The organism is Chromobacterium haemolyticum DSM 19808, assembly GCF_000711885.1.
Taxonomy (GTDB): Bacteria; Pseudomonadota; Gammaproteobacteria; order Burkholderiales; family Chromobacteriaceae; genus Chromobacterium; species Chromobacterium haemolyticum.
Genome location: NZ_JONK01000006.1, coordinates 112,239 through 135,681, shown reverse-complemented (window position 1 = coordinate 135,681; position 23,443 = coordinate 112,239). Strand labels below are relative to the sequence as shown.

Sequence of the window (23,443 nt, the reverse complement as noted above, 5' to 3'; positions counted from 1 at the left end):
GCGGGCGGAAACGTCAAACCGTCACTCCTGCGTCAAAACCACCACCAGCACGCTCTTGATCGCGCCGCTAGAGAGCGTGCTGGGCGTGGCTTTCAAGCGGGCGCGGAAAAAATGGGTAACGGTTTCGCCGTTGATGGCGAATTGGCCCAGACTTAATTTGTACAGACGGTTCAAATCCACTTTGGCGCCGTCCTGCTTTAGCACCTCAATCGCCAGCCCCGTTGCGCAATCCGCACAACTCTCATTGCCCAAGCTGCCGTCTGCCAGGATGGTGGCGGAGCTAAAACTGAAGCTGCCGTATTGATTGATCACCTCTGCCGCGGTCTGATCTCCGCAACCGCCTATGCTCACGGTAAAAGGCTTTTCCTGCTGACTGGATTGGATTTGAGCCAGGGTTAGCGTCTTGAAGTCCACCGTAGTGGTCACGCCGGCTAAACTGCACTGGGAGAGGAGCAGCGGAGGTGAGTTGGGGTCAATTTTCGGGAAGGCCCACGCTGAGCTATCCGAATAGCCCGGCCAGTATGAGTCGATCGCAAGCGAGGAGGGGAGCCCTAGATTATACTGCCCCGGTTTGAGCGAACTTATGGCTTTGGTGCGGATGAACTCCACCGCCCCTGGGACATCAAGCTGTAAGGATTGGCCTGCTTGCACATTGACAAAACGCCGGAACTCCTCCCTGCCGCTGCACAAAATGGCTTGGCCATTCTTGTCTATGAAGCGTACCCCCACGCCATCCAACCCCGTTCTGCAAACCGTACCGGCCTCACCGGTGCCAGGGCGGATTTGCAAGGCGAAATTGGCGACCGGAGGGGGAATCTCGCCTACGCAACTGATGGCGGGGCCTCTGATTTTGGCGCGGCCCAGCACCCCGTTTACCGGCACCGAGGAAAAAGGTTGGATGGTTCCCACCTCAACCCAGGCCACATTGTTGCCGAGTGGCTGTGCTGTGTTACGGCACGCATGATTCAACGTATCCCAAGGCCCCGCGTTCACCGAGGACGCCAGCCATAGGTTCAGGCATCCGCACAGCAACAGCGCGGTAGGGCGCATGGCCCCCGCCAGGCGGGGCAAGGCGCCTGTCCGCCTGCCGCTTGGCTGATAAGCGAGGGTTCCGGCACTCCTGGCCGTGTTTTCTCGCGTATCGTGCTTACTCAAAATCAAACCTCAAGGTGGCGGAGCCCTGGAACGGCGCCGGCGAGGGCCGCGTTGTCATCTTCACCGGCCAGGCCAGTAATTGGAACTGCGCTTGCTGGCTTTGATAGTCCAGCGCGATGGGGATGTGTTGAGAGCCGGCCGGAGTGGCGCCCGGCGGCGTGGGCGGCACCAGCTTGCCGCTGCTTTCCATGGCGATGCCCACCGCTGAATGCGAGGTGGCCAGGTAGCGCGGGTCCTGCCCTTGAGGCTGGCCTTCCAGCGATAGCTGGACGGCGGCCCCGGAAGCAATATTATTGCACTGGATTTGGAACGTGCGTTTGACCGCGTTTTTATCAGCGCCGCCGGGCGTGGCCAGCGCCTCGGGCGGCAGCGCGCCAAAGTCGATGCTGGCCACTTGTCCGGCCGCCAGCGTGCAGCTTTGCGGCACGCTGACATTCAGGCTCATGACTAAACTTGCCAGTGGGAAAATGTTGCCCTGGACGGCATCGTCCGTCGAGGCCAGAAGCCGAAATACGGTGAAAGCCGGCACGTTGACGGTCCCGGAAAAAGGCTTGCTGATTCGCAGGTGCACTCGTCCACTGTTAGCGGTATCCAGATTATGGCGCTCCACTATATAGCTGCTCGTTGCGGGATTGTATGTGCAGGATTCTTCTCCTTGAGCCTCATCGTTGGTGTAGGGGCTCCACCAGGGCAGCGACATATAACGTTGAACCGCCCCGCCCAAAAATAGCTCCATCCCTATTTCCACATAGGGATTAATCTTGAAAAAAAAGATGCTTTTGCCATTGGCCGTCTGCCAACCTGCTGCTTCTAGCAAGACGTCGGTGAAAAAATAGGTCCGGCGAGGGGTTCTACTGGCAGAGCAATAACAAATGGCGCTGTATTTATCAAGCTGCCAACTGTGGACGTTTGGTAGCAGAGTGCCCGCCGCCGGGTTTTCCGCTGCGTTGTGATACGTCTTGTTAAAGTGGAGGGCGGGAATGTTAAGATCTGCATTCGTACAAAAGTTCGCGTGGGTGATTCCGCTTAGCGCCAGCAAGCTTGTGGCAAGCGTGGATGCCAAAATGGTTTTTATCGTCATTTTCATTGGAATATAAGAAAACTCTGAAAAGAAAAAACTGTTACCGGCAGTGAGTTTTCCAAAAAGCGATTCCATACATCGGAATACACCGAGGTGGTAAGTCCGGACGTTCTTACCTTTACCTATATGGGCAATGGTGGATGGGAGGACGTCGTTTTAAAAGCGCAAGAAGATTCTATGGGCGTCATGGTGCTAAATTCTGTAAGAATTTACGTAAAGCTCATTAGGAATCTACTTAAAAATAGCGCCTTAAGAGCCGGCTAAAATTTTTGCGATTCAGGGCGAAACACAGCGAAAACAGCGGAAGGGGCAAAATGGCCATGGAGCGGCTCATTCAGTCAATGGACCGGCGCTCGGGCCCCGGAGCCCGAGGTGTTTAGAGCGGCTAACAAAAGCTCGCAGAGGATCTGAGCCAAGACGAGCCGACGCCGGCCGTTCCCGTCGCGTGACTGATGAATGTGTTTACGATCTCGCGAACTAGGGCGAGACAAGGCGAAAACGAGCGAAAAAGCGCAAGGCTTGAGGGGGGCATGAGCATTTTGAGCTTGTACTCACCCTGCAAGGCTTCACGAAGCGCAGCAGACTTTGAACAGGCTCTGAGAGCTTGGAGTGTGCACGCGGTGTATGAGCATTTCGAAGACACCCTCACCATGCCGCGTCACACGGCCCCCGACAGATCGTAAGCGCTGCTTAGACCCGCTAACAAAACCCCTGATCCTGCGTTGCGCCTCCTTGCCGTACAACTGGTACTGCCTGCGTCGGCGCGCCTTGGCTCAGGTTCTCTGCGAAGTTTTGTTAGCGGCTCTTAGTGGCGGATCTGGGTGCTGCCGGCTTCGGCCAGCGCTTCCAGCAGCAGGGCGGTGCTGGCGCCGGGCAGGTTGAACGGGTCCAGCCTAGCCTGGGCGGAATAGCGCAGCAGCAGCGAGGCGTTGAGTTTTTCCATCATCACCTCCGCCATGCTCCAATTGGCGAAGCGGCGTTGCTCCACTTCCTGATAATCTAGCAGGGTCAGACATTGATGGCGCGGGTCGTGGGCCAGTTTCTGGTACAGCAGGTTGACCTCGGCGCGGCCACCCTCCAGAGATTGAACGAACACGTCCTTGCTGTAGCACAGCACCCCGGTGATGCCCTGAGCCGGATTGTATTTGCGAGCGGCGATCATGATGTCGTCCACCAGATCGCTGTCTATGGATTTGTGCGCGCGGCTGCAATAAGTCAGGCGTACCAGCATGATGTGCCCCTTCGATGGAAAGACGCCGCGCCAGACTGGCGAGGCCCCGCTTTCATCTTAGCTGGTGCGCGGCGTCTTGCCGCTGGCCTTAGAGCCTGTTCACGATCTTACATGCGTATATTGAAATGCAATGTAGATACGCGGTTTCCTGTGTATCTACGCAAGTTTGCAAGGCACTAAAAAAGACCTTGAACTGACTCACGGAATCGGTTCAAGGTCTATTGTGCATCGTAAAACTGGGCGCTGCCGGCGGCGCTTCTGGATGCGGCCGCAAGCTCTTGCCTAGCTGCTGCCCTCGAAGCTTTGAACAGGCGCTTTATTTGTGCATCAAGGACAGGAATTCGCGGCGCAGATTGGCGTCGCTCAGGAAGGAGCCGCGCATCACGCTATTGGTCATCTTGCTGTTGCTGTCTTTCACTCCGCGCCAGTGCATGCAGAAGTGGTCCGCTTCCATCACGATGGCCAAGCCGTCCGGCTGCAGTTTTTTCATCAGCAGGTCGGCAATCTGGGATACCGCTTCTTCCTGGATTTGCGGGCGGGTCATCACCCAATCTATCAGCCGCGCGTATTTGGAGAGGCCGATCAGGTTGGAATGTTCATTGGGCATCACGCCCACCCAGACGCGGCCGATGATGGGGCACAGGTGGTGGGAGCAGGCGCTGCGCACCGTGATGGGGCCCACGATCATCAGCTCGTTCAACTGCTCCACATTGGGAAATTCGGTGCTGGCCGGCATCGCCACATAGCGGCCGCGGAAGACTTCCTTGATGAACATCTTGGCCACGCGCTTGGCGGTGTCCTGGGTGTTGTGGTCGTGTTCAGTGTCGATCACCAGGCTTTCCAGCACCGCTTTCAGTTTTTCCTGAACCTCGGTTTGCAACTGGTCCAGCTCGCCGTCTTCGATATAGGCGGCGATATTGTCGTTGGCGTGAAAACGGACGCCGGCTTGCTGCAGGCGGCTGCGGATGCGCTGTGAGACCGGCAGATGGTCAACGGTATTGGTCTTGTTCATTGTGTTGGCAGTCTCGGATGCTTATTTATCATTTTGGCGCCGCCATGGCCGGCGGCTCTATCCATTGCGCATGATTTGGGACGGGGCAGGCGGTGGGCGCTTCCCCGCAGGGCGGCGTGGTTGGAGCCTGGCCGATGCGACAGGAACGCTCCATGTTAGCACAAGCGCCGGAGCGTATCCGCAGCCGATGAGCCTAGTAGAAACCCTTAGCCCATCAGGGCTTGACGCGGAAAGTCCTTAATTTGGCTGGTATGCAAAGTCAATGATGGAGGCCGGCTGTACATGATCTTGCTGTCCTTTTGGACGGGGATGGACATGGGGCGGCGAGACCTTGCCGCGGCGGCGCAAGCCTTGGCCGCGCAGGAGACGAGGGTGAAGGCCTCGGCTCCCTCCGTGTGCATTGGTGTTTTCGACACAGAGATTATTCGGATTGAATTTCCGCCCGCCTGGATTACCACTCACATAACGACGACAACTTATGAAGAGGGGTGGGGCGGTATGAATAGTCAACAAGGCAACGGCCAGCAACGCTGGGCCCGGGACTATGTGTTCGACGCATTGAGCGAGTTGGGCATCCATCGCATTTTCGGCGTGCCGGGCACCAATGAAATCCCCATCATCGACGGTACGTCCTACCCGGAAAACCAGGTGGAGTACATCGAGTGCCTGCATGAGAACATCGCCATGGGCGCGGCGATGGGGTCGGCGCGGATGACCGGCAAGCCCGGCGTCGTGGTGGTGCATGTTACTCCGGGCATCGCCCACGGCATCGGCAATCTGTTCAACGCCTGGCGTTCGCAGGCGCCGCTGGTGATTCTGTGTTGCCAGCAGCAGAACGAGCTGGTCACCCAAGAGCCGTTGTTGGCCTCCAACCTGGTGGACCTGGCGCGGCAATATACCAAGTGGGCGCATGAGGTGCGCACCGAGCAAGAGCTGCCCATGGTGTTGCAGCGCGCCTTCAAGGAGGCGATGGCGCCGCCCAACGGGCCGGTGTTCGTCGCCATTCCCTGGGAGTTCACCATGAGGCGCATCGGCGACGGCGACCGCCTGCCCGGCATTACCCGCATCTCCCCGCACTTCACCGCCGACGCCGACGCCATCCGCCAAGCGGCCGCCATGCTGCGCGAGGCGGTGAACCCGCTGATCGTGGTGGGCGACGCCGCGGGTTACGCGGAGGCCTGGCCGGAACTGCAGGCGCTGGCGGAGTTGATCGGCGCGCCGGTGTCGCTGCAAACCTTCAGCAGCCTAGCCAATTTCCCCAATGGAGATTACCACTGGCAAGGCGAACTGCCCGGCGGGCAAAAAGACTTGCAGAAGGTTTTTGCCGGTCATGACGTGGCTTTTTTGTGCGGTTTCAGCAATCAGGCCCAGGTCACCGTGTTCAAGTACAGCGACGGCCCCTTGATTCCACCCTCGGTGCGTCAGGTTTACCTGAGCAACAACAGTTGGGACATCGGCAAGAACTACTACGGCGAGTGCGCCTTGTTCGGCGACATCAAGGCCACTTTGCCGCTGCTGAACCGGGAGATCGGCGATCAGCCGTCGGCGGCAGCGCGGCAACGCAATGAGCTTTTGCGGCAAAAGGCCGAAGCGCGGCGTGAGCAATGGGATAGGTATCTGGGCGAGGCGATGCGGCAGCAAGAAATCTGGGCGGTGGTGATCGCCGACGCCTTGCGCCTGGAAATCCGCGAACGCGGGCTGGAAAAGCAGTTCGTCTACGTGCACGAAGCGGTGTCGGACCCGGCGCCGTTCCAGTACCTGTTGCCGTTCACCGAAGAGGCCGCCGCGCCCATCAGCTACTACTGCGTGGGCGGCGGCTCCTTGGGCTGGTCCATGCCCGCCACCCTGGGCATCAAGCTGGAGGAGCAAGGATGCCAAGGCATCGACACCCGTTTCGTGGTGGCGGCCACCGGCGACGGCTCCTCGCTGTTCTACCCGCAAACCTGGTGGACCGCGCAGCACCGCCAGCTGGGCGTGCTCTACATCATCACCAACAATCACGAATACCACACCCTGCAAATGGGGCTGCAACAAGTGGAGGCGATGTACGGCGACGCGGCCGGCTACGGTTGGCATGCGCGCACCCAGGATCCGGAATACCTGCGCATCCAACGGCCCAAACCGGACTTCGTCGCCCTGGCCAAAGCCTTTGGCGGCATGGAGGGCGAAGTGGTGGCGCATCCGGAGGCGGTGCGCGCCGCGGTGCGGCGCGGGCTGGATCACGCACTGGCCGGCCGCGCCTATGTGCTGGACATGCAGACCGTGGGCCTGGACCAGCCGCCGCCCACGCCGCAGCAGGCCAACGCCCGCTACCGCAACCAGCCGCGGCTTGACTGCTTCCACATTCCGGACGGGGATGCCCAGCGCAATACGGACAACGGCCAGCCGGCCAATGTGCCGGTGATTTTCTGATCCCGGCTTCACTCAGCAAGGACGAGCAAACATGGCTAGCGAAAACATAGACATCGCCATTGTCGGCGGCGGCGTGTCCGGCGTGTACAGCGCCTGGCGGCTGCAACAGCATTATCCCCAGAGCAAGATCGCGGTGTTCGAGGCCAGCGATCACATCGGCGGCCGCTTGCTGTCGGTGCGGCCGCCGGACATCCCCGACATGGTGGCGGAACTGGGCGGCATGCGCATCCTGCCGGAGGTGCAGCCGCTGATTTACGACTTGATCCAGGAATTGAACGCGCTGCTGCCGGCACCGGAACAGATCGAGCTTTACCGCTTCCCGGTGGACGAGCCGCAAAACATCGCCTATCTGCGCGGCGTTTACCTGCGCTTGCAAGACTTCACCGCCGAGCCGGACAAAGTGCCGTACCGGCTCAACTTTCTGGATCGGGGCCAAACCGGCGGCAGCGTCATCATCGACGCCATCGAACAAATCGTGCCTGGCATCACCAATAAATCGCTGTCCGAGGAAGAACGCCGGCTAATGGCGCAGGGCGCCAGCTTCGGCGGCGTGCCGCTGTACCAGCAGGGTTTCTGGAATGTGTTGTTCCGCGTGATCACTGGAGAAGCCTATCAATACGCCGAAGACACCGGCGGTTACGACTCCACGCTGTGCAACTGGAACGCCGCCGACGCCATCCCGTGGTTTTTGTCGGACTTTAGCGTATCGGCTCAATACATGGGGTTTTGCAACGGCTTTCAGCAAGTGCCGCTGGTGTTGGCCCAGCTGTTTGAACAAGCCGGCGGCGAGGTGCGCCTGGAAGCGCCGGTCAGCGGCGTGACGCGCAGCGAGCAAGGCTTTCAGTTCCTGGCGCAGGGCCGCACCGTGTCCGCCAAGACCCTTATCCTGGCGATGCCGCGCCGCGCGCTGGAACTGCTGTCCGCCACCAGCCCCTGGTTGCAGGAGTCCGCGCGCTTTCAGCAATTGACCGCCAGCGTCACCCCGCGGCCGCTGTTCAAGCTGTTCACCACCTACAACAGCCCTTGGTGGCTCAATACCGGTTACAGCAAGGCCGACGGCGAATACGTGCCGGTCAAGTCCGGCCGTTCCGTCACCGATTTGCCGGTGCGCCAGACTTATTACTGGCCGCGCAGCAACGGCCAGCCCGCCTTGCACGGTCACGCCATGTTGCTGGCCAGCTACGACGACGGCGACAACACCGGTTTTTGGGACGGCTTGCGCGGCCGTCGTCACAGCGCTTGGAAGAAGGGCCTGGAGGTGGCGGAGCTGGCCGATCCCTTCATCGGCACGGATGACCATGTGCGCGCCAATGAACTGAGCTGGCACCGCTACAAGGCCCCGCGCATGATGACCGAGGAAGTTACCCGCCAGCTGACGGTGATGCACAGCCTGTCCTATACGCCCAAAGTGCGCAACGCCGCTTTCCGCGACTGGGGCGACGACCCGTTCGGCGGCGGCTGGAACAGCTGGAACATCGGGGTGAAAAGCTGGGAAGTGAAACAGCAGATCATCCAGCCGCTGGACGGCCAGCCGCTGTATGTGTGCGGCGAGGCTTATTCCGACGCCCAAGGTTGGGTGGAGGGCGCTTTACAGACGGCGGACATGATGTTGGCCAAGCTGGTCTGAGTTCCTGTTTTGGCCTGCCGCGCGTCGGCGGGCTGAGACAGGGGCGTTGATGCGCTGCCGGAAGCGGGACGGGAGCCGCCTGTTTCCTTAGTGTGTAGTTCGGTGCCGGCTACCATATCATTTTCGCACGGTGCCATTTTCGATTTCCCGATGAGCAGCGCTAGGCTTTGATACAGCTGCAAAGCGGGCTCAAGCGTGGTGATGAAGCCGCGCCGCCACATCGAGGATGGCCTACTAGCGATCATGGCGGCTATTACGATGTGGGGTCGGACGAGGGCAAGGCGACGCTGTCCAAGGCCGCCCCACACATTATGGACTCCATAGACGTTACCAAAACCCTGATGGTGAGTTGTGCCGGCTTGCCGCTCTCAATGTACTGTCTGCGTCGGCGTGTCTTGGCTTAGTCGTAAAACTGAGTGTAGTTAGCCGCTCTTAACAGATTTGTGCAACAAGGTTACTGATATGCTATCAGTATATTGTAACTATAAATATGCGCAGATGCAGTTTAGGGGGGGCAATGGGGTATTTCGAGAGACGGGCAGTACTCCGTATTGGTTTGGTAAGTTTGATTCTTGCGTTGATTTCGGTACCGGTTGCATGGCTTGTTGCTTCGGAGAGCGCAGAGAATGAAATTGTATTGTTGGCGATGGAAGAGTCTAAGCGATTTTTATTGCACTTCGACAGTAATAAGCTAACAGGGGATGGTTTAATCAGTAAGGCACAAGTAGCGGTTACCGGTTTGTCTGGTGGATTATTTGATATTGCTGAAATATATGACCGAAATGGTGGCAAGCTAGCAGAATCTATGACGGCTAATGGAAGTAAGATTGAAGATAAGTTACCTAGTCATGGCAAGCCTAGCTATGCGGATACTTTTTATGAGAGCGTGAAACTGGACGAGGGGCTGTGGGCATTACGGGTTTTTGTCCCGCTGGAAGATGCATGGCGGACGGGTATTGTCGGATATTTTGAGGGTGTCAGGATCATACCGGCCTGGCAGCGTAAAAGCATAGAGTCTGCCGCCATCAGGACTGCATTAATAACGGCATTGGCTGCCCTGATGTGTGGGATTGCTATTTTCCCCATTGTGCTGAAATTGTCTAGAGACAATGTGAGAAAGGCATATCAAATTCTTGACTCACACATAGCCATGATGGAGTCCCTAGGGCGTGCCATTGCAAAAAGAGACTCAGATACTGGTGCGCACAATTATCGTGTTGCATGGATTGCCGCAAGAATTGGCGAGGAGTTGGGGCTGTCTGGTTCAGCCATGCAAGCTTTGATCGCAGGCAGCTTTCTGCATGATGTCGGTAAGATTGGCATTCCTGATGCAATACTATTGAAAGAAGGGAAGCTGGATGCCGATGAAATGGCGACAATGCGGACTCATGTCGCCTTGGGCGAGGAAATTGTGCATGGCATGGGCTGGCTTGATGGTGCACAAGAGGTGGTGGCTGCACATCACGAAAAATGGGACGGCAGCGGGTATCCTCGCTGTTTGGCAGGTAGCGCCATCCCATTATCCGCGCGTATTTTTTCAGTAGCGGATGTTTTTGATGCACTTTCCTCAAAGCGGCCATACAAGGAGCCCTTTCCATTTGATAAAGTGATGGATACCCTAAAAAAGAATACCGGTTCACATTTTGACCCTGATGTGATGCAGGTTTTTCTCGGAATTGCTGTTGATGTGTATGTCATATTAAAAGACATCAGTGAGAATGAGGCTCGAAGCTTACTGGCTGATAAAATCAAGTTGCACTTTTGGGGCTAGTTTTTAAGTGGCCACTCCGTCTATCTAATTCATATGAGTGTGGCTGCCTGATCGTGACTGCTTCTTATCCAAACTTTTATAGTTATCTTGTAAGAAGCGCAGGTCATTTATAAAAGTGAGGGTGGTAAATTTTAATGCTTTGCACAAATCAGGGCTTTCCTCCGTCTTGGGGTGTGGAGCAGCGCCGGATCATGGACACGGTTTTAGAACCTGTTCAAAGTCTCGCGAGACAAGGCGAAAACGGTTGAGAAAGCGGAGTGTGCACAAGTTACATGAGCATTTTGAAGTCACACTCATTGAGCCGCGTTTCAAGAGGCGCAGCAGATCGTAAACAGGTTCTTAGGCGCTCTGGCTTTCAGGGCACTGTAGAAGCCGCGCGGCTAGTTGAGTCTCGGCTGGATCGGAGACGCTCATAACGCGTGCCGCTCAATGATGGCTGTCAGCGCGTCGAATAGCTGTGCCAGGTTCTTGGCGGTTTTTTCTTCCAGCGGTTGATCCCAGTCTCCATGCTGAATCACATAAATGCGAAAACGACCGCGCGGATTGAATTCCGGATACCAGCCGACATCAACCAGAACTCCAAGTGGCTCGCACTCTATTTGCAGAATGTCTTCCTTCAAGGAGAACAGTAGGGTTTCATCGCCAAGGTTGAACGTTTCGTCGATATCGCTGAGGGCGTCATAGCTGACAATGGAGCGGGAGAGTTTGAGCTTGTTTTTCATGGGCAGGGGTTGATTCTCCGTAAGAGCGGGAGCTTCTTTTTGCTCACGCCTTGCTTTGCTTGCTAGCTTTGAACAGGGTAGAAGCACCCCGTCGCCGCGGGGTGTTTGTCATTATGCTCTCAAGCCGATCTACGCACTCCGCTGGCCGCTTTGTCGGCGCGGGGATTGCGAGGGCTTAGGCTTATCCCTGTCCTGGGTCTTGCTCCACCCGCTCCAGCCGCGCCACCACGGCGTGCGGCGGCAACAGGGTGCCGGGAGAGAGCACGGCATTGGCGCCGATGCGGCTGTGGTCGCCCACCAATGCGCCAAATTTCTGCGTGGGCAGCGTCCAGGCTTGCTGGCGGCAGCGCAGTGTGATGGTCTTGTCGCGGCGTTCGTTCCAGTGATTGGCGATGACGGCGCCGGCTTCCATATTGACGTCCGCGCCCAGCACGGAGTCTCCGACGAAGTTGAAGTGGGCCAGCCGCGAGTAGGGGCCGACGACGCAGGTTTTGAGTTCCGATCCCGGCCCCACCGTCACGTTGTTGGCCAGCGCCACACCGCCGCGCAAATAGGCGTGGGCGGCTACGCGGCAATTGGGGCCTATCAGCAGAGGGCCTTTGAGCACTGCGCCGGCTTCTATCGTAGCGCTGCGATGGATGGCGATGTCTCCGTCCACTGCCCAGTGCGCGGGGTCCAGCAAGGCGCATTGCCGCGCTAGGCTGTCGGGCAACTGGCCAAGCCAGTGCCATGGGGGCTGGGCGCTGTCCAGCCAGGGAAAGTGGGTGAGCAGATCGGCGAACAATTCGGCGGGGAGGGCGGAGGGCATGATTGGGCCTGGTGCGTGCGGGGATTTGTATTGTAGAGCCGGCGGAGCAAGGCGGCCAGAAGGCCGCCGCGGCGTCAGATTTCGTACACCCAGCTGATGGAGTCGCCGGGGCGTTCCACTTGGGGCGACTCCAGACTGAACAGCTCCATTTTGCGCAGCGGCGGCGAGTACAGGTGCAGGGTGACCAGGTCGTCGCCGTAGGGCTGGAGGTTGGAGATCTGATGGATGTCCAGATGGCTGTTGATGGTGAGGCTGCCGCTTTCCAGACGGTGCGACTCCACCGCGTACACCAAGCCATGATCGGTGCGTTCGAACACGGTTTCGGTGGCGGTGCCTTGCAGCACGCGCAAGCCGCACAGGCTGCCGCGGTGATTATGGATGCGGCTGCGTTGGGTGCTGCGCCAACAGAGCAGCAAGAGCTCGCACCAGGGGCTGAGATAGATCTGGTTGCGGCGGTAGCGTTCGTCGCTGAATTGGCGGAAGGGCAGCAGATCATCCGGGCTCAGTTGCAGCGAATCGTGAAACCGCTGGATCTGCTCGATGTTCAGATTGGCCTGGTAGGCGTCCAGTTGCCGCAGCGAGGCGGTCAGGCTGGGGCTCAGGGCGAAGGAAGACTGCGCGGCGGCGCATAGCGTGTCGTTCATCGGTTTCTCCTTTGGCCGGCGCGGCCGCGGACAGTGGGTTCTGTCCGTCGGGCTGGAGCGGGGACGGCGTTTTTCTGACTGGACCCGCGCCGGCAAAGTTCGCGGCGGCGGTCCGCGTCTATGGTTTCGGTATAGCCGATGAGGCCGCGGGCCGGTTGCCTGAATGGGCAGGTTTCAGCCGTTTGGCGCGCTGGAGGCTTCGCCATGGCGTCGCAGCGCGGACCGCGCCCGGCGCAGGCCCAGCGCGATGGCCAGCGCCAGCAAAGGCACCGCTGCGGCGGTGGCCAATTCCACGTTGATGGGCAGGCCGGCGGCCTTGGCGCCTTTGAACAGATAGCCGATCAGGCCGGCGCTGTAATAAGTGATGGCGGCGATGGACAGGCCTTCCACGGTTTGTTGCAGGTGCAGCTGCATGGCGGCGCGGCGTTCCATCGAGGTGAGCAGCGCTTGGTTCTGCCGTTCGCGGCGGATGTCCACGCGGGTGCGCAGCAGCGCGGTGGCGCGGTTGACCCGCGCGGCCAGCTCGCGCTGGCGAAAGGCCACGGCGCGGCAGGTGTCCATGGCGGGGGCCAGACGGCGTTGCACGAATTGCTGGAAGGGTTGCAGGCCGTGGATGCGGCGTTCGCGCAGTTCGGCGACGCGGTTGCGGACGATGTCGTAATAGGCGAGAGAGGCGTTGAAGCGGTGGTCGGTGCGGGACAGCGCGTTTTCCGCTGCGCCGGCCAGCTCGGTCAGCCGGTGCAGCAGCTGCGGTTCGCTGTCGGCGGCCGCGCCGCTTATGGCGCCGGTCAGCTCGGCCAGCTCCTCGTCCACTTTGGCCAGCTCCGGGGCGATGCTTTTGGCCACCGGCAGCGCCAGCAGGGCCAGCATGCGGTAGGTTTCCAGCTCCAGCAGCCGCTGCAGCATACGGCCGGCTTGGCGGCGGCCCATGTAGAGGTCCGCCAGCAGATAGCGGGAGAAACCGTCCGGATGGATGCGGAAATCGGTGTAAGCGCGGCCGGCGCCGTCTCCTATCTCCGCGCCCGCCAGTTCATGGCCGTTGAAGCATTGGGCGGCCAGGTCCTCGATGCGCAGCGGCAGCGCTCCGGGCGACAGCAAGGCGGCATGGGCGGCCACCAGCACGTTGCCGGGCAACAGATGTAGCCAGGCCGCCGGCAGGGCCTGCAAAGCGGGTTGGGCGAAGGGGCTGGATTCCGCGCCGTGGGCAAGAATGGTGAAACTGGAGAATTCGCCGTACCGTTCCCAGCGCACGAGGCCAAACGGGGCGTCCAGTTGAAATTGACCGGCCTCGGGGTCCTGGACGGGCTGGCCTAACTGTTGGGCCAGCTCCCTGCATAGCCAGTTTTCCTGTTCTCGGCTGATGTGGCGGTGCAGATAGGCCAGGTAGCTGATCCGGTTGTCGGCGGCTATCTGCAGCGCTGGCCTGGCGTGGGCTTCGTGGTTAAGTTGCCGGCGCTGCGGGTGTTCGTTAAGGCGGAGGCGGGGCGGATCGGAGAGTTCGGCTGTCATGACGGGCTCCGGTGGCGGGTGGGCAGTCTTCAGCATAAAACGTTTCATGCTGCAATGCAGCATATTTTGACGCCGGATTGTTTCGCCATGAAGAAAGGGCGGCCGTGGCCGCCCTCTCGCTATGTTCTCGGTTTTTGAATCGGTATTTTGTCCCTCTTGCCTTGGGATGTGATCGCCGCTCTGCTTAGCACCCGTCTACAATCTGCTGCGCGTCGGCGATACAGCATTGAAACCGTCATCGAAATGCTCGCGCACCACCAGTACATTCCGCTTTATCAGCCTTTTCCGCCTTGCCTCGCCCTGGCTCGCGAGAACATAAACAGGTTTTGAAAGCCGCGAACAAAACCTTGTGGAGAGCCTGATCCCAGAAGGCGCGACGCGGAATCAGGGGGGCGGGTCACAGGCCTGCTATGGCTGGCTGGTGACAGCGTCCGGCGCGACCAGGGCAAGTGTTTTGCCGTGTCGCCTCATCAGCAGGTAGTAAGTTGAAAACCCCAACCCGCAGCCGATGAACCAATTGAAGTTGGCAAGCGTTTCCCATGAGCTGAAGATGATGATCAGACCAATGAGCACGGAGGGGGCCAAGGCGTAAAGGGCTTTGGGGTTGACGCCGTTTTGGTACCAGTAATGGCCTCCAGCCTGATTGCTGTAGAGGTCGTCGACATGGATGACGCGATGACGGATCAGGTAGAAATCGGCAATCAGGATGCCGAACAAGGGGCCGATAAAAGCGGCCAGCACGTCCAGCGTATAGTGGATGACCTGAGGGGAGTTGAACAGATTCCAGGGCGTGATGAAAATCGAGGCAAAAGCCGCGATGAAACCGCCGGTCCGCCAACTGATGTGTTTGGGGGCGACATTGGAAAAGTCGAAAGCCGCGGAAACGAAATTGGCCACGATGTTGATGCCAATCGTGGCGGTGACGAAAGTGAAGCCTCCTAGCACGGCGGCCAGCGTATTGTCGATTCTGCCGACGGTTTCGATGGGGTCGGTAATCATGCGGCCGAATACCGGCAGGGTTCCGGAAGTGATAACCGCGGTGACGATGGAAAAGGCCAGGAAGTTGACTGGTAGGCCCCAGAAATTGCCGCGTTTGACCTCTTCGAATGTTTTGCCATAACGGGAAAAGTCGCCAAAGTTGAGCATGGGGCCGGAAAAATATGAAACCACCAGGGCGATGGCGATCGCCATCTGGCCCAGGGCGAGAAGGCCCTGATGATTTGTTTCGCTCAGCGTGGGGCTGATATTGGAGGGGCCCGCCCGCCAGACTATCCACGCTGCGAGTAGCAGCATGACGGCGTACACCGCGGGGCCGGCCCAATCAATGAATTTTCGGATGGATTCCATGCCATGCCAGAACACGATGGCCTGCAGCGTCCACATAATCATGAATCCCAGCCAGCCAAGGTATGACAAGCCTAGAAGACTGCCGTGGGTAAGGCCTGCGAGTTGAGGAAAGAAGCGCAGCAGTATGATGTTGAGCGCGCTGGAAGCCAGGAAGGTTTGTATGCCGTACCATGCCACGGCGATCAGCCCGCGGATGATGGCGGGCACGTTTGCGCCGTATACGCCGAAAGACATGCGACAGACCACGGGATAAGGGATGCCGGCTTGTTGGCTGGGTTTGGCCACCAGATTGCAGAATAGGTTCACAAGACAGATGCCGATCAGCAGGGAGAGCAGAACCTGCCAGACGTTGAGGCCAAGAGCGAACAGGCTGCCGGCAAACACATAGCCTCCAACGCTGTGCACGTCCGACATCCAGAAGGCAAAGATGTTGTACCAGTTCCAGTTCTGCTGCTTGAGAGCGCCGAGGTCTTCATTGTATAGCCGGTCGCTATAGCTGGCGGGGCGTTGCTCTGACATAGGGTGACTCCTGGTGGGGGTGAGTCTCTCCTTTTTTGTCTACGATTTATTTATTTTCGTATACAAAATAAAGGACCATTGCTATGGTTTTGTAAGACTTGATTGCCGTCTATTTTGTTACAAAACATTGCTTTAGCAGGCCACTTGCCAATCTGCGGATTTAAATGCTTTTTTTATTTGGACACTAATGGCGCATTGTATTTTGCGTTTTTTATTGTGTACAATCTTGCTGGTTATTGTGAACAATTTTGTTGTTTTGATGGTCGGCGTTGTTTTGCGTCGCGGATGGAGCGCGGAAGGGGGGAATGGTGTCAGGGCGTAGCAAGGAGGATGACGTGGCTTTGGACGAGGCCGGAGCCAGGGACGCGCTGGTGTACGAGCATCTGCTGACGGCCATTTACGAGGCGCAGTTGCCGCCAGGCACTAAATTGCCGGAGGATGCGCTGGCGGAGGCTTTTGGCGTGAGTCGCGCAGGGGTGCGCAAGGCCTTGCAGCGTCTGTCGATTGCTAGGCTGGTTGATTTACGTCCGAATAGAGGAGCCTCGGTGGCGGAGCCGACGGTGCAGGAGTCGCGCGATGTTTTCGCCGCCAGAAGGTTGATCGAGTGCGGCGCTTTGCCGCAGGCCATGGCCAATTTGCGCAAGAAAGATCTGGCCGCGCTGGCGGACGCGCTGCGGCAAGAGTGCAAGGCCCAGCACGAGCAGAACCGATCGGCGGCCATTACGTGGTCCGGCGCCTTCCATCTGCGGCTATTGTCCATCGCCGGGAATCAACTCTTGACCGATATCCTGCATGAATTGATTGTGCGCAGCTCTTTGATCATTGCCCGCTACGGCACGCCGATTGCCGGTTCATGCCGCCATGCCGATCATCAGCAGATTCTCGAACTGATGGAGAACGGACAAGTGGATGACGCGGTGCAGTGGATGCGGCGTCACCTGGACGCTGTGGAGGGCAACTGTCAGTTTGAGGAACAGAGCGCCGCCGGGCCGGATTTGAGGGCTGTGTTGCACGGTATCGCCAAGCGGCGCAGCGGCCGATAAATGGCGTTTGTTCATGGAGCGTGCTCATGAAGATTTGCGTGATTAATCCCAATACGACCGCGGAGATGACCGAGCGTATCCGTTTGGCCGCGGTACGGGCCGCCAGACCCGACACCTTGATTGTGGCCAGGAATCCCGAGGATGGGCCGGTGTCGATTGAGTCGCATTTTGACGAAGCGGTCAGTGTGATCGGGGTATGCGAGGAGGTCATGGAGGGCGCGCGGCAAGGGTGTGACGCTTACGTTGTGGCCTGCTTTGGCGACCCCGGTTTGAACGCGGCGCGGGAACTGGTGCGTGCTCCGGTTGTGGGGATCGCGCAGGCCGCTTTCCAAATGGCGTCCTTGATCGCCACGCGTTTTTCGGTGGTCACCACATTGAGCCGCACTTGCGTGATCGCCGAGCATTTATTGCATAGCTATGGCTATGCCCATCTTTGCCGGCGGGTGCGCGCCGCAGAGGTGCCGGTGCTGGATCTGGAACGAGACCCCGACATCGCTTACCGGCTTATCGTCGAGGAGGCGCGCAAGGCCCGAGACGAGGATGGCATCGGCGCCATTGTGCTGGGGTGCGCGGGGATGGCGGATCTGGCTCCCCGTATCGGAGAGGCGATTGGCCTGCCGGTTGTGGAGGGGGTGGGAGCGGCGGTGGTATTGGCGGAGTCGCTGGTCACTCTGGGCCTGCGGACCAGCAAGACGGGCGACCTGGCTTTCCCTCCGCCAAAACATTTTTCCGGGCGTTTCGCCGCTTTTTCGCAATAGCGGGCAGGCCCCAATGAAAACAGAGCGGCTTTGGCCGCTCTGTTTGTTTGGGCGCGTCGGCTTCAGTCCGGCAGATTCAGCGCCGCCGCGCCTTTGGCGTCGAACCAGGCCACGCCGCTGCCCAGCATCGCCTGGCCGTTGCGCACGAACAGATTGTGCGGCATCGGCTGTTTCAGTTGCTCCAGATAGGCCGGAGTGAAAATATCGCTCCATTCGGCTTGCAACTGGCGGGCGTTGGCGATCTGGCGGCTGCCGCCCTTGTGGTTGATCCTAAGCGGAAAGTGCACGTAGCGGCTGGCCTGCTGAGCCTCGCCGGCAAGCGCTGCGCGCAGGAAGCCTTGCACCCGGGCTTCGAAAGCGGCGTCGCTTTCCTCTGTGACATCCCGATACCAGCGGCCTTCGGAGGCCGGCGCCATGTCGCCCATGGTCAGCGTCACCGGCAGCGTCTTGGTTTTCAGCGTCCAGTCGCCGTCCAGGCCCACGCTGTTGTCGAAGCTAAGCGGCTGGCCGTCGGCGCTGCCGTTGCTTTTGAAGCGCAGTTTGAACACGCCGCCGCTCGGTTCGCTCAGCAGCAGGGTTTCGCCTTGCAGCTTGCCGCGCAGCGGGATGTCTTTCAGATAGCGGCCGTAGAAGTAGTGGCCGCCGTCGAAGCTTTTGCCGTTTTTCACCAGCAGGCTCATGCCGATGCGTTCCTGGCCCAGCGTGCCTTCCAGGTTGACGCGGTCGATGTCGTCTGCGGCGTGGGCCGCGCCGGCCAGGCCGGCGAGCAGGGCGGCGGCGAGCAGGCCGCGGGATGCGAGTTTGAGCGCTGTCATGCGATGTTTCTCCGTTAACGGGCGATGAGGCGTTTGCGGTAGCTGGCGCGGTCTATTTCCTGGATTTCCACGCACAATTGCACTTCCATGCCCGACGGCAACGCGGCGCTGTCTGCCAGCGCTTGCAGGCTCAGTTCGGACAGCTGCTGTTTCTCCTCGGGGCTGCGTCCGCTGAGTATGGCCAGTTTGGCGTGGACGAAGCCGCGGGGCAGATCGTGGATGCCGATGCGGCAGGCGTCCAAGGCCACGGCGCGGCTTTTGATGTCGGCTTCTTCGAAGTGGCCGCTGGCCAGCAGCGCGCGGTTGATGTCCAGTAGCGCGTCCGCGGCGGCGAAGCCGGCCAGATTGCCGCTGTACTCCAGTGTCAGATGGGGCATGTGTGGGCCTGTGGTGTTGAGCCGCCTTCCGCTTGTGCCGGGCGGGCGAGGGAAGGGCTAGGCGGCGGTGGATACGCCATTGTATTGCAATGGCCCGGCGTACCCAAGCCCGGAGCAGGGAACAGCGGAGGCGGCGGCGGAAGAGGCGTCCGGCGCTATCAGAGTTTTTTCGCGACCCGGATCAGGCTTTGGATATCTTCCGGCTTGATGACCTCATGCTCCAGGCTGCGGCTGATCAGCTCCAGCAAATAAGTTTTCTTGAATATCGGGGAGCCTTCCCATTCGCTGCCCGGCTGTCCAATCACACTGGCTTGGGTAATGATGGCGGGCTCGCCGTCAATGACGTCCAGCGCGAATTCATCTTCTGAAATTCTCATTTAAGCGTTTCCTCTGCATTGCGCGATGGCGGGCTGTTGCGTCGTTTTAATTGTTCTTATTGATATTTTTCTTCTTTTAAATTTATGGCTCGCGAGTATCTTGCGCAATGCCTTGAATGATATAGTGTTGCAAAATTATTATATTGTCTTTTTGTTTAAAAGAGTAGTGATGAAATTACAAAAAAATAACCTGACAAGAACAATATGGTTTGATGCTTGCGTCTGGTTTGGCGCTTGCGTTTAAAATGGGCGCGCATGTTGGGATATGAAATTAAAAATCGAATCGAAACGGGTTTGACTTGCATGGAGGGCTGAATGAGCAGGGCGGTGTGGAAAGAGGAAGCCGAGCATGGCGCCTTGTTGAGCAAGGCGTCGAAAAACCTGACGTGTCTGATGGGGCGCGCCGGCGTAGATGCCGCGCAATTAAGCGAGGCGATAGGCCTGGGCGTGGCGACGATCAACAATATCAAGCGCGGTGTGGGCAATCCCACGTTGCTGACCTTGATGGAGCTGGCGCGGTTTTTCGATGTCAAGTTGAGCGATTTCGTGGAGAGCGATCTGGGAGGCGAAGCCGTCGGCAGCCCTGCGGCCATAGCGGTGCCCTTGATCAAATTCACCGAGTTGGCCCTGTTTTTTGACGGAATGATTATCGAGCCGGAACGCTATTTTGTGGATGCCGCCGGCTTTGACGCCGCGGAGGCGTTTGCGGTGTTGTTGAACAATGATTCGCTGTTCCCCAGTTTTTCCCAGGGCAGCGTTTTCATCGTGGCTCGGCAGGAGCGTCCGACGGACGGCGATGTGGTTTTGGTCAGCATGGCCGGCCAGCAGCCTTGTTTCCGCCGGATATTCATCGACGGCGAGCATTTTCTGTTTTCAAGCATTTCCTTGATGCATGATTTGCAGCCTTTCGTATGCCGGGATTTCAAGGTGCTTGGCGTGGCGGTCAAAGCGATTAAGACTTTTAGCGCAGGATGAAGGTGTGGAACAGTTCAGAGTTTATGGTTTTATTGTGGGTTTGTCGGTGACCATCATGGTGGTGTGCGATTCGCTGGTGTACAAGACGCTGGACATTTACGGCTTGAAAATCACCGCCAGCGGCATTGTGTTTTCGCTTTGCTATCTTTTGTCCACGGTGTCCACCGAGGTGTATGGCTATAAGCTGGGCGGGCGCACAGTGTGGATTCTAGTGGTGTGCCAGACATTTTTTGTTTTGATCATCAATGCTTTCGCCTTGTTGCAGCCGGATAATAACGAAATTTCCAAGCAGTACTACCTATTGTTCAACGAGTTTTGGCGAGTGATGGTGGGTACCTGGATTTCGGTGCCGGCTTCTTATTTTTGCAATGGGTTTGTCGTATCCCGGATGAAGGTCTTTTTCGCCGGCCGTTTCTTTTTCATCCGCTATGTCATTGCGTCCATGCTGGCCCAGGCGGTGCTGCTGACGACGGCCTATCCCATCAGTCTGTCGTCGCGCTATAGCGGGCAGGAACTGCTCAACATCATCGCCACCACCTGGTCTTACAAAGTGTTCGTTTCCATCGCCTTGCTGCCGGTGGGCTATTACCTGGTGGGGGTGGTGAAGAGAATAGAAAAGACCGATTACTTTGACTGGAGCGTGTCCTACAACCCCTTGGCGGTGTTCAAGGAGGACGGCGAAGACGTCAAGAGAAACAAATACGCAACGGAGGAGGGACAATGAGAGCCGCGCAGATATCCGACACGCACCTGTTCGCCGAGGCCGGCGGCCAGTTGATGGGCTACGACACTTATCGCGAATTTGACCGGGTGCTGGAACAATTGGAACGGCGGCACGCGGCGGAGCTGGACGCGATTCTGGTCACCGGAGACATCTCCCAGGATGAGAGCGCCGCCTCCTACGAGCGCTTTGCGCAGCGGCTGAAGCGGACGGGCCTGCCGGTGTACTGGCTGGCCGGCAACCACGACGCCGCGCCCTTGGCGGCCGAGGTGTTGGGCCGCTACGACTTCATGCGGCCGCTGGAGCGTCTGGAAACGGCGAACTGGCTGCTGCTGGCGCTGGATTCGGTCCGGCCAGGGACGGATGACGGCCATATAGACGAGCGCGCCGCCGCCGCCTTCCGGCAACGGCTGGCCGGAGCCGAGAGCGCCGGGAAGCGCTGCGCCGTGCTGCTGCATCATCATCCTGCGGCGGTGGGCACGCCGCTATTGGACAGCTGCATGTTGCAAGACACGGAGCGGTTTTGGGAGTTGATGGAGGAAACGCCGCGCTTGCAAGTGCTGCTGTGCGGCCATGCGCATGGGGATTACCGGCTGGAAGCGCGCGGCGTGGCGCTGGAAGTCTGTCCGGCCAGCTGTTTTCAGTGGCGCAAGGGCACGGCGGCGTTGGACACCGTGGATGCGCGGGGCTACAAGCTGCTGGAGTTCGACGCTGCAGGCTTCCGCAGCCAGACCGTGATGATTTAGAGGCCGTTTACGATCCCACGAGCAAGAGCGAGACTTTGAACAGGCTCTTAGAGTCTGTTCATAATCTGCTACGCTTCATGAGGCGTGACACGGTGAGTACCGCTTCGAAATGCTCATGTACCACTTGACCATTCCGCTTTCTCAGCGGTTTTCGCCCTGTCTCGCTCTTGCTCGCTAGATTTTGAACTGGCTCTTAGCGCGGTCTGGCGCGCCGCAAGGCCAGCACCTTGCTTGAGCCGTCCGCCGCCGGCGTGTCCTGGCGGCGGGCCTCGGCCGCCGCGCGGCTGATGTGGCCGGAGACGGCGCGGCCTTTCTGAAACCCTGTGGCGTAGGCGATCTTACAGACTTCCTGCGGATGCAGGTCCGCGAAATAGTCGATATTCCGGCAGATGCTTTCGCCGGAAAAAGTTTCGCTATTGCCGTGCAAATGAATCCGGTATTGATTGCCGCGCAGTTCTTCCTCCACTTTGCAGCGTTTCTCTTCTTCTTTCCGGTTGTTTTCCAATAGCGCTATTTTTATCAGGTCACGCGGGCGGATGGCGGACAGAATCTGATTGCTGGCCAGGATGTCGGCGTGGGAAAGCTTGACGAAGTCGTGGCTGCCGTAAAGCTTGAACAGATAGAGATATTCCTTGGAATTCTTCTTGAGCATTCTGTCGCACAGTACCAATTGGTAGGGTGGATTGAATACGCTGATGATCCATTTTTTTATTCGAGTCAGAAAAAGAGCGCGCATTGTGTATTACCCCTGCATTTAACGCGAGCTAGTTTACCCAAAGCCGGCAAAAGGCGCTTGAGGGAATGTTTTTGGAATATCCGGATTGCTATTGTTTTAATGTCGCGGCGGAGCCGATTTTCGGCGCAGGCGTTTGCAGCGGCAGAAACAGATCGCAGACGGCTTCGTTTTCCGCCACGTCCGGGTAGAAGCGGATGCGTTGGAGAAACAGCGGAAAATCGCGCGGAGTTTCGCCGCTGGCGGGCAGCCATTCCGCGTACAAGCGCCGCGCGACGGCGGCCAGGGCGTCGTCGGAGCCGATGTGGCGCAGCCGGGCGCAGCGTCCGGCTGGAATCTGCGCGGCGCGCACCCCTTGTCGGTTGGCGGCGATGGGGCCGTCGAAAGCGGCGCACAGGCCAAAGCGGTAGTCCGCCGGGGCGCAGTTTTCCGGGTCTTCGTACAGCAGGTTGTAGGTGGCGGCGGCGCTGGGCGGCAGGCGGTTTTCCCGCCGCCAGGCGATGAAGTCGCGCAGGCTGTCGCCCAAAAGCGCGGGATCGCCCCGGTGTTCCAGCAGGGCAACCGGGGTGGCGGGGAAGTCTACGATGTCGACGGCGAACGGGGTTTGGCGGGATGGCATGGAGAAGCTCCTCAGTTGGAACAGGGCGTGAAAGTGCTGATGCCAAGGCAGCCAGCGCGGCCGCCGTCGAAAGGCCGATGGCGTTTGGCCCGACGCTTGCCGGAAGGCGCGGGCAAAAGCCTCCGGGCTGCGGTAGCCGCTGTCCAGTGCGATATCCAGCACGGAGCAGCGGCGGAAGGCCAGCCGTTCGCCGGCGCGGCGCAGCCGGCATAGCCTCACGTATTGGTGCAGGCTGAGGCCGAAGCGGGCGCGGAACAGGCGGTGGAAATGGAAGCGCGAGCAGGCGGCTACCCGGCTGAGCCGTTCCAGACTCAGGTCGGCGTCCAGATGGGCGTCGATATAGGCTAGCGCTTTGTCCAGGCGCGGGCTGGCGGTGTCGTGCCGCATGGTTTCCTCCTTGGCGCCGCCAGTCTAGCGCGGCCGCGTCGCCGCGCGCCTGAC

The 23,443-nt window shown here is 59.0% G+C and carries 22 protein-coding genes; 8 read left to right on the top strand and 14 right to left on the bottom strand.

Annotated elements, in window-relative coordinates; all coding sequences use genetic code 11:
• Positions 1–21: 21 nt before the first annotated feature.
• From BR71_RS23340 to folE, 4 genes are all read right to left on the bottom strand, one after another.
• Positions 22–1,050: a fimbrial protein gene (locus BR71_RS23340; protein WP_081862566.1), complete on the bottom strand. Its 1,029-nt coding sequence runs from the start codon at positions 1,048–1,050 to the stop codon at positions 22–24.
• Positions 1,051–1,147: 97 nt separating this feature from the next.
• The gene (locus tag BR71_RS23335; protein ID WP_081862565.1) at positions 1,148–2,311 is read right to left on the bottom strand and encodes a fimbrial protein; all 1,164 of its coding nucleotides are present in this window, start codon (positions 2,309–2,311) and stop codon (positions 1,148–1,150) included.
• Positions 2,312–3,041: 730 nt separating this feature from the next.
• Entirely contained in the window at positions 3,042–3,467 is a 426-nt protein-coding gene (locus tag BR71_RS05835) for a BLUF domain-containing protein (protein WP_043633938.1), read from the bottom strand.
• 316 nt (positions 3,468–3,783) lie between these two features.
• Positions 3,784–4,479, bottom strand: coding sequence for a GTP cyclohydrolase I (folE, locus tag BR71_RS05830; protein WP_043633935.1), 696 nt, complete (start codon positions 4,477–4,479; stop codon positions 3,784–3,786).
• A 498-nt stretch (positions 4,480–4,977) separates the two neighbouring features.
• Here folE and BR71_RS05820 point away from each other — a divergent pair, with 498 nt between their 5' ends.
• The 3 genes from BR71_RS05820 to BR71_RS05810 all read left to right on the top strand — a co-directional run bounded on the left by BR71_RS05820 (position 4,978) and on the right by BR71_RS05810 (position 10,289).
• Positions 4,978–6,891 carry a thiamine pyrophosphate-binding protein gene (locus BR71_RS05820; protein WP_043633928.1) on the top strand — a complete coding sequence of 638 codons (1,914 nt, stop codon included), beginning with the start codon at positions 4,978–4,980 and terminating at the stop codon, positions 6,889–6,891.
• A 31-nt stretch (positions 6,892–6,922) separates the two neighbouring features.
• Positions 6,923–8,518 carry a flavin monoamine oxidase family protein gene (locus tag BR71_RS05815; protein ID WP_043633925.1) on the top strand — a complete coding sequence of 532 codons (1,596 nt, stop codon included), beginning with the start codon at positions 6,923–6,925 and terminating at the stop codon, positions 8,516–8,518.
• A 517-nt stretch (positions 8,519–9,035) separates the two neighbouring features.
• Positions 9,036–10,289, top strand: coding sequence for an HD-GYP domain-containing protein (locus tag BR71_RS05810; RefSeq protein WP_043633922.1), 1,254 nt, complete (start codon positions 9,036–9,038; stop codon positions 10,287–10,289).
• A gap of 410 nt (positions 10,290–10,699) precedes the next feature.
• On the opposite strand, the gene BR71_RS05805 is transcribed toward BR71_RS05810, so the two are convergent.
• From BR71_RS05805 to BR71_RS05785, 5 genes are all read right to left on the bottom strand, one after another.
• Positions 10,700–11,011 (bottom strand): hypothetical protein, encoded by a 312-nt coding sequence (locus tag BR71_RS05805; protein WP_043633919.1) that lies wholly within the window; start codon positions 11,009–11,011, stop codon positions 10,700–10,702.
• A gap of 181 nt (positions 11,012–11,192) precedes the next feature.
• Entirely contained in the window at positions 11,193–11,819 is a 627-nt protein-coding gene (locus BR71_RS05800) for an LbetaH domain-containing protein (protein ID WP_052370368.1), read from the bottom strand.
• A 74-nt stretch (positions 11,820–11,893) separates the two neighbouring features.
• Positions 11,894–12,463 (bottom strand): cysteine dioxygenase, encoded by a 570-nt coding sequence (locus BR71_RS05795; protein ID WP_052370367.1) that lies wholly within the window; start codon positions 12,461–12,463, stop codon positions 11,894–11,896.
• A 174-nt stretch (positions 12,464–12,637) separates the two neighbouring features.
• On the bottom strand, positions 12,638–13,972 hold the full coding sequence (locus tag BR71_RS05790) for a DUF3422 family protein (RefSeq protein ID WP_043634420.1): 1,335 nt from the start codon (positions 13,970–13,972) through the stop codon (positions 12,638–12,640).
• Between the two features lie 408 nt (positions 13,973–14,380).
• Positions 14,381–15,838 (bottom strand): NCS1 family nucleobase:cation symporter-1, encoded by a 1,458-nt coding sequence (locus BR71_RS05785; protein WP_043633915.1) that lies wholly within the window; start codon positions 15,836–15,838, stop codon positions 14,381–14,383.
• Between the two features lie 305 nt (positions 15,839–16,143).
• Here BR71_RS05785 and BR71_RS05780 point away from each other — a divergent pair, with 305 nt between their 5' ends.
• The gene (locus BR71_RS05780) at positions 16,144–16,881 is read left to right on the top strand and encodes a GntR family transcriptional regulator (RefSeq protein WP_043633911.1); all 738 of its coding nucleotides are present in this window, start codon (positions 16,144–16,146) and stop codon (positions 16,879–16,881) included.
• Between the two features lie 26 nt (positions 16,882–16,907).
• On the top strand, positions 16,908–17,639 hold the full coding sequence (locus BR71_RS05775; protein ID WP_043633907.1) for an aspartate/glutamate racemase family protein: 732 nt from the start codon (positions 16,908–16,910) through the stop codon (positions 17,637–17,639).
• Positions 17,640–17,701: 62 nt separating this feature from the next.
• On the opposite strand, the gene BR71_RS05770 is transcribed toward BR71_RS05775, so the two are convergent.
• The 3 genes from BR71_RS05770 to BR71_RS05760 form a co-directional block, all read right to left on the bottom strand.
• Positions 17,702–18,454: a hypothetical protein gene (locus tag BR71_RS05770; protein WP_052370366.1), complete on the bottom strand. Its 753-nt coding sequence runs from the start codon at positions 18,452–18,454 to the stop codon at positions 17,702–17,704.
• 14 nt (positions 18,455–18,468) lie between these two features.
• Positions 18,469–18,831, bottom strand: a complete 363-nt coding sequence (locus BR71_RS05765) for a 5-carboxymethyl-2-hydroxymuconate Delta-isomerase (RefSeq protein WP_043633904.1) — start codon at positions 18,829–18,831, stop codon at positions 18,469–18,471.
• A gap of 158 nt (positions 18,832–18,989) precedes the next feature.
• Entirely contained in the window at positions 18,990–19,208 is a 219-nt protein-coding gene (locus tag BR71_RS05760) for a hypothetical protein (RefSeq protein ID WP_043633899.1), read from the bottom strand.
• A 315-nt stretch (positions 19,209–19,523) separates the two neighbouring features.
• Here BR71_RS05760 and BR71_RS05755 point away from each other — a divergent pair, with 315 nt between their 5' ends.
• Genes BR71_RS05755 through BR71_RS05745 form a run of 3 tightly spaced genes read left to right on the top strand, consistent with a single transcriptional unit; the run spans position 19,524 to position 21,650 of the window.
• The gene (locus BR71_RS05755; RefSeq protein ID WP_043633896.1) at positions 19,524–20,183 is read left to right on the top strand and encodes a helix-turn-helix domain-containing protein; all 660 of its coding nucleotides are present in this window, start codon (positions 19,524–19,526) and stop codon (positions 20,181–20,183) included.
• A gap of 4 nt (positions 20,184–20,187) precedes the next feature.
• Positions 20,188–20,907 carry a VUT family protein gene (locus BR71_RS05750; RefSeq protein WP_052370365.1) on the top strand — a complete coding sequence of 240 codons (720 nt, stop codon included), beginning with the start codon at positions 20,188–20,190 and terminating at the stop codon, positions 20,905–20,907.
• A complete protein-coding gene (locus BR71_RS05745; RefSeq protein ID WP_052370364.1) occupies positions 20,904–21,650 on the top strand; it encodes a metallophosphoesterase in 747 nt (248 codons plus the stop codon). Before BR71_RS05750 ends, BR71_RS05745 begins: the two co-directional genes overlap by 4 nt.
• A 193-nt stretch (positions 21,651–21,843) precedes the next feature.
• Here the strand turns inward: BR71_RS05745 and BR71_RS05740 are convergent, their stop codons facing one another.
• Both BR71_RS05740 and BR71_RS05735 read right to left on the bottom strand, forming a co-directional pair.
• Positions 21,844–22,302, bottom strand: coding sequence for a hypothetical protein (locus BR71_RS05740; protein WP_043633890.1), 459 nt, complete (start codon positions 22,300–22,302; stop codon positions 21,844–21,846).
• Positions 22,303–22,474: 172 nt separating this feature from the next.
• A complete protein-coding gene (locus BR71_RS05735; RefSeq protein WP_052370363.1) occupies positions 22,475–23,389 on the bottom strand; it encodes an AraC family transcriptional regulator in 915 nt (304 codons plus the stop codon).
• Between the last annotated feature and the right edge of the window lie 54 nt (positions 23,390–23,443).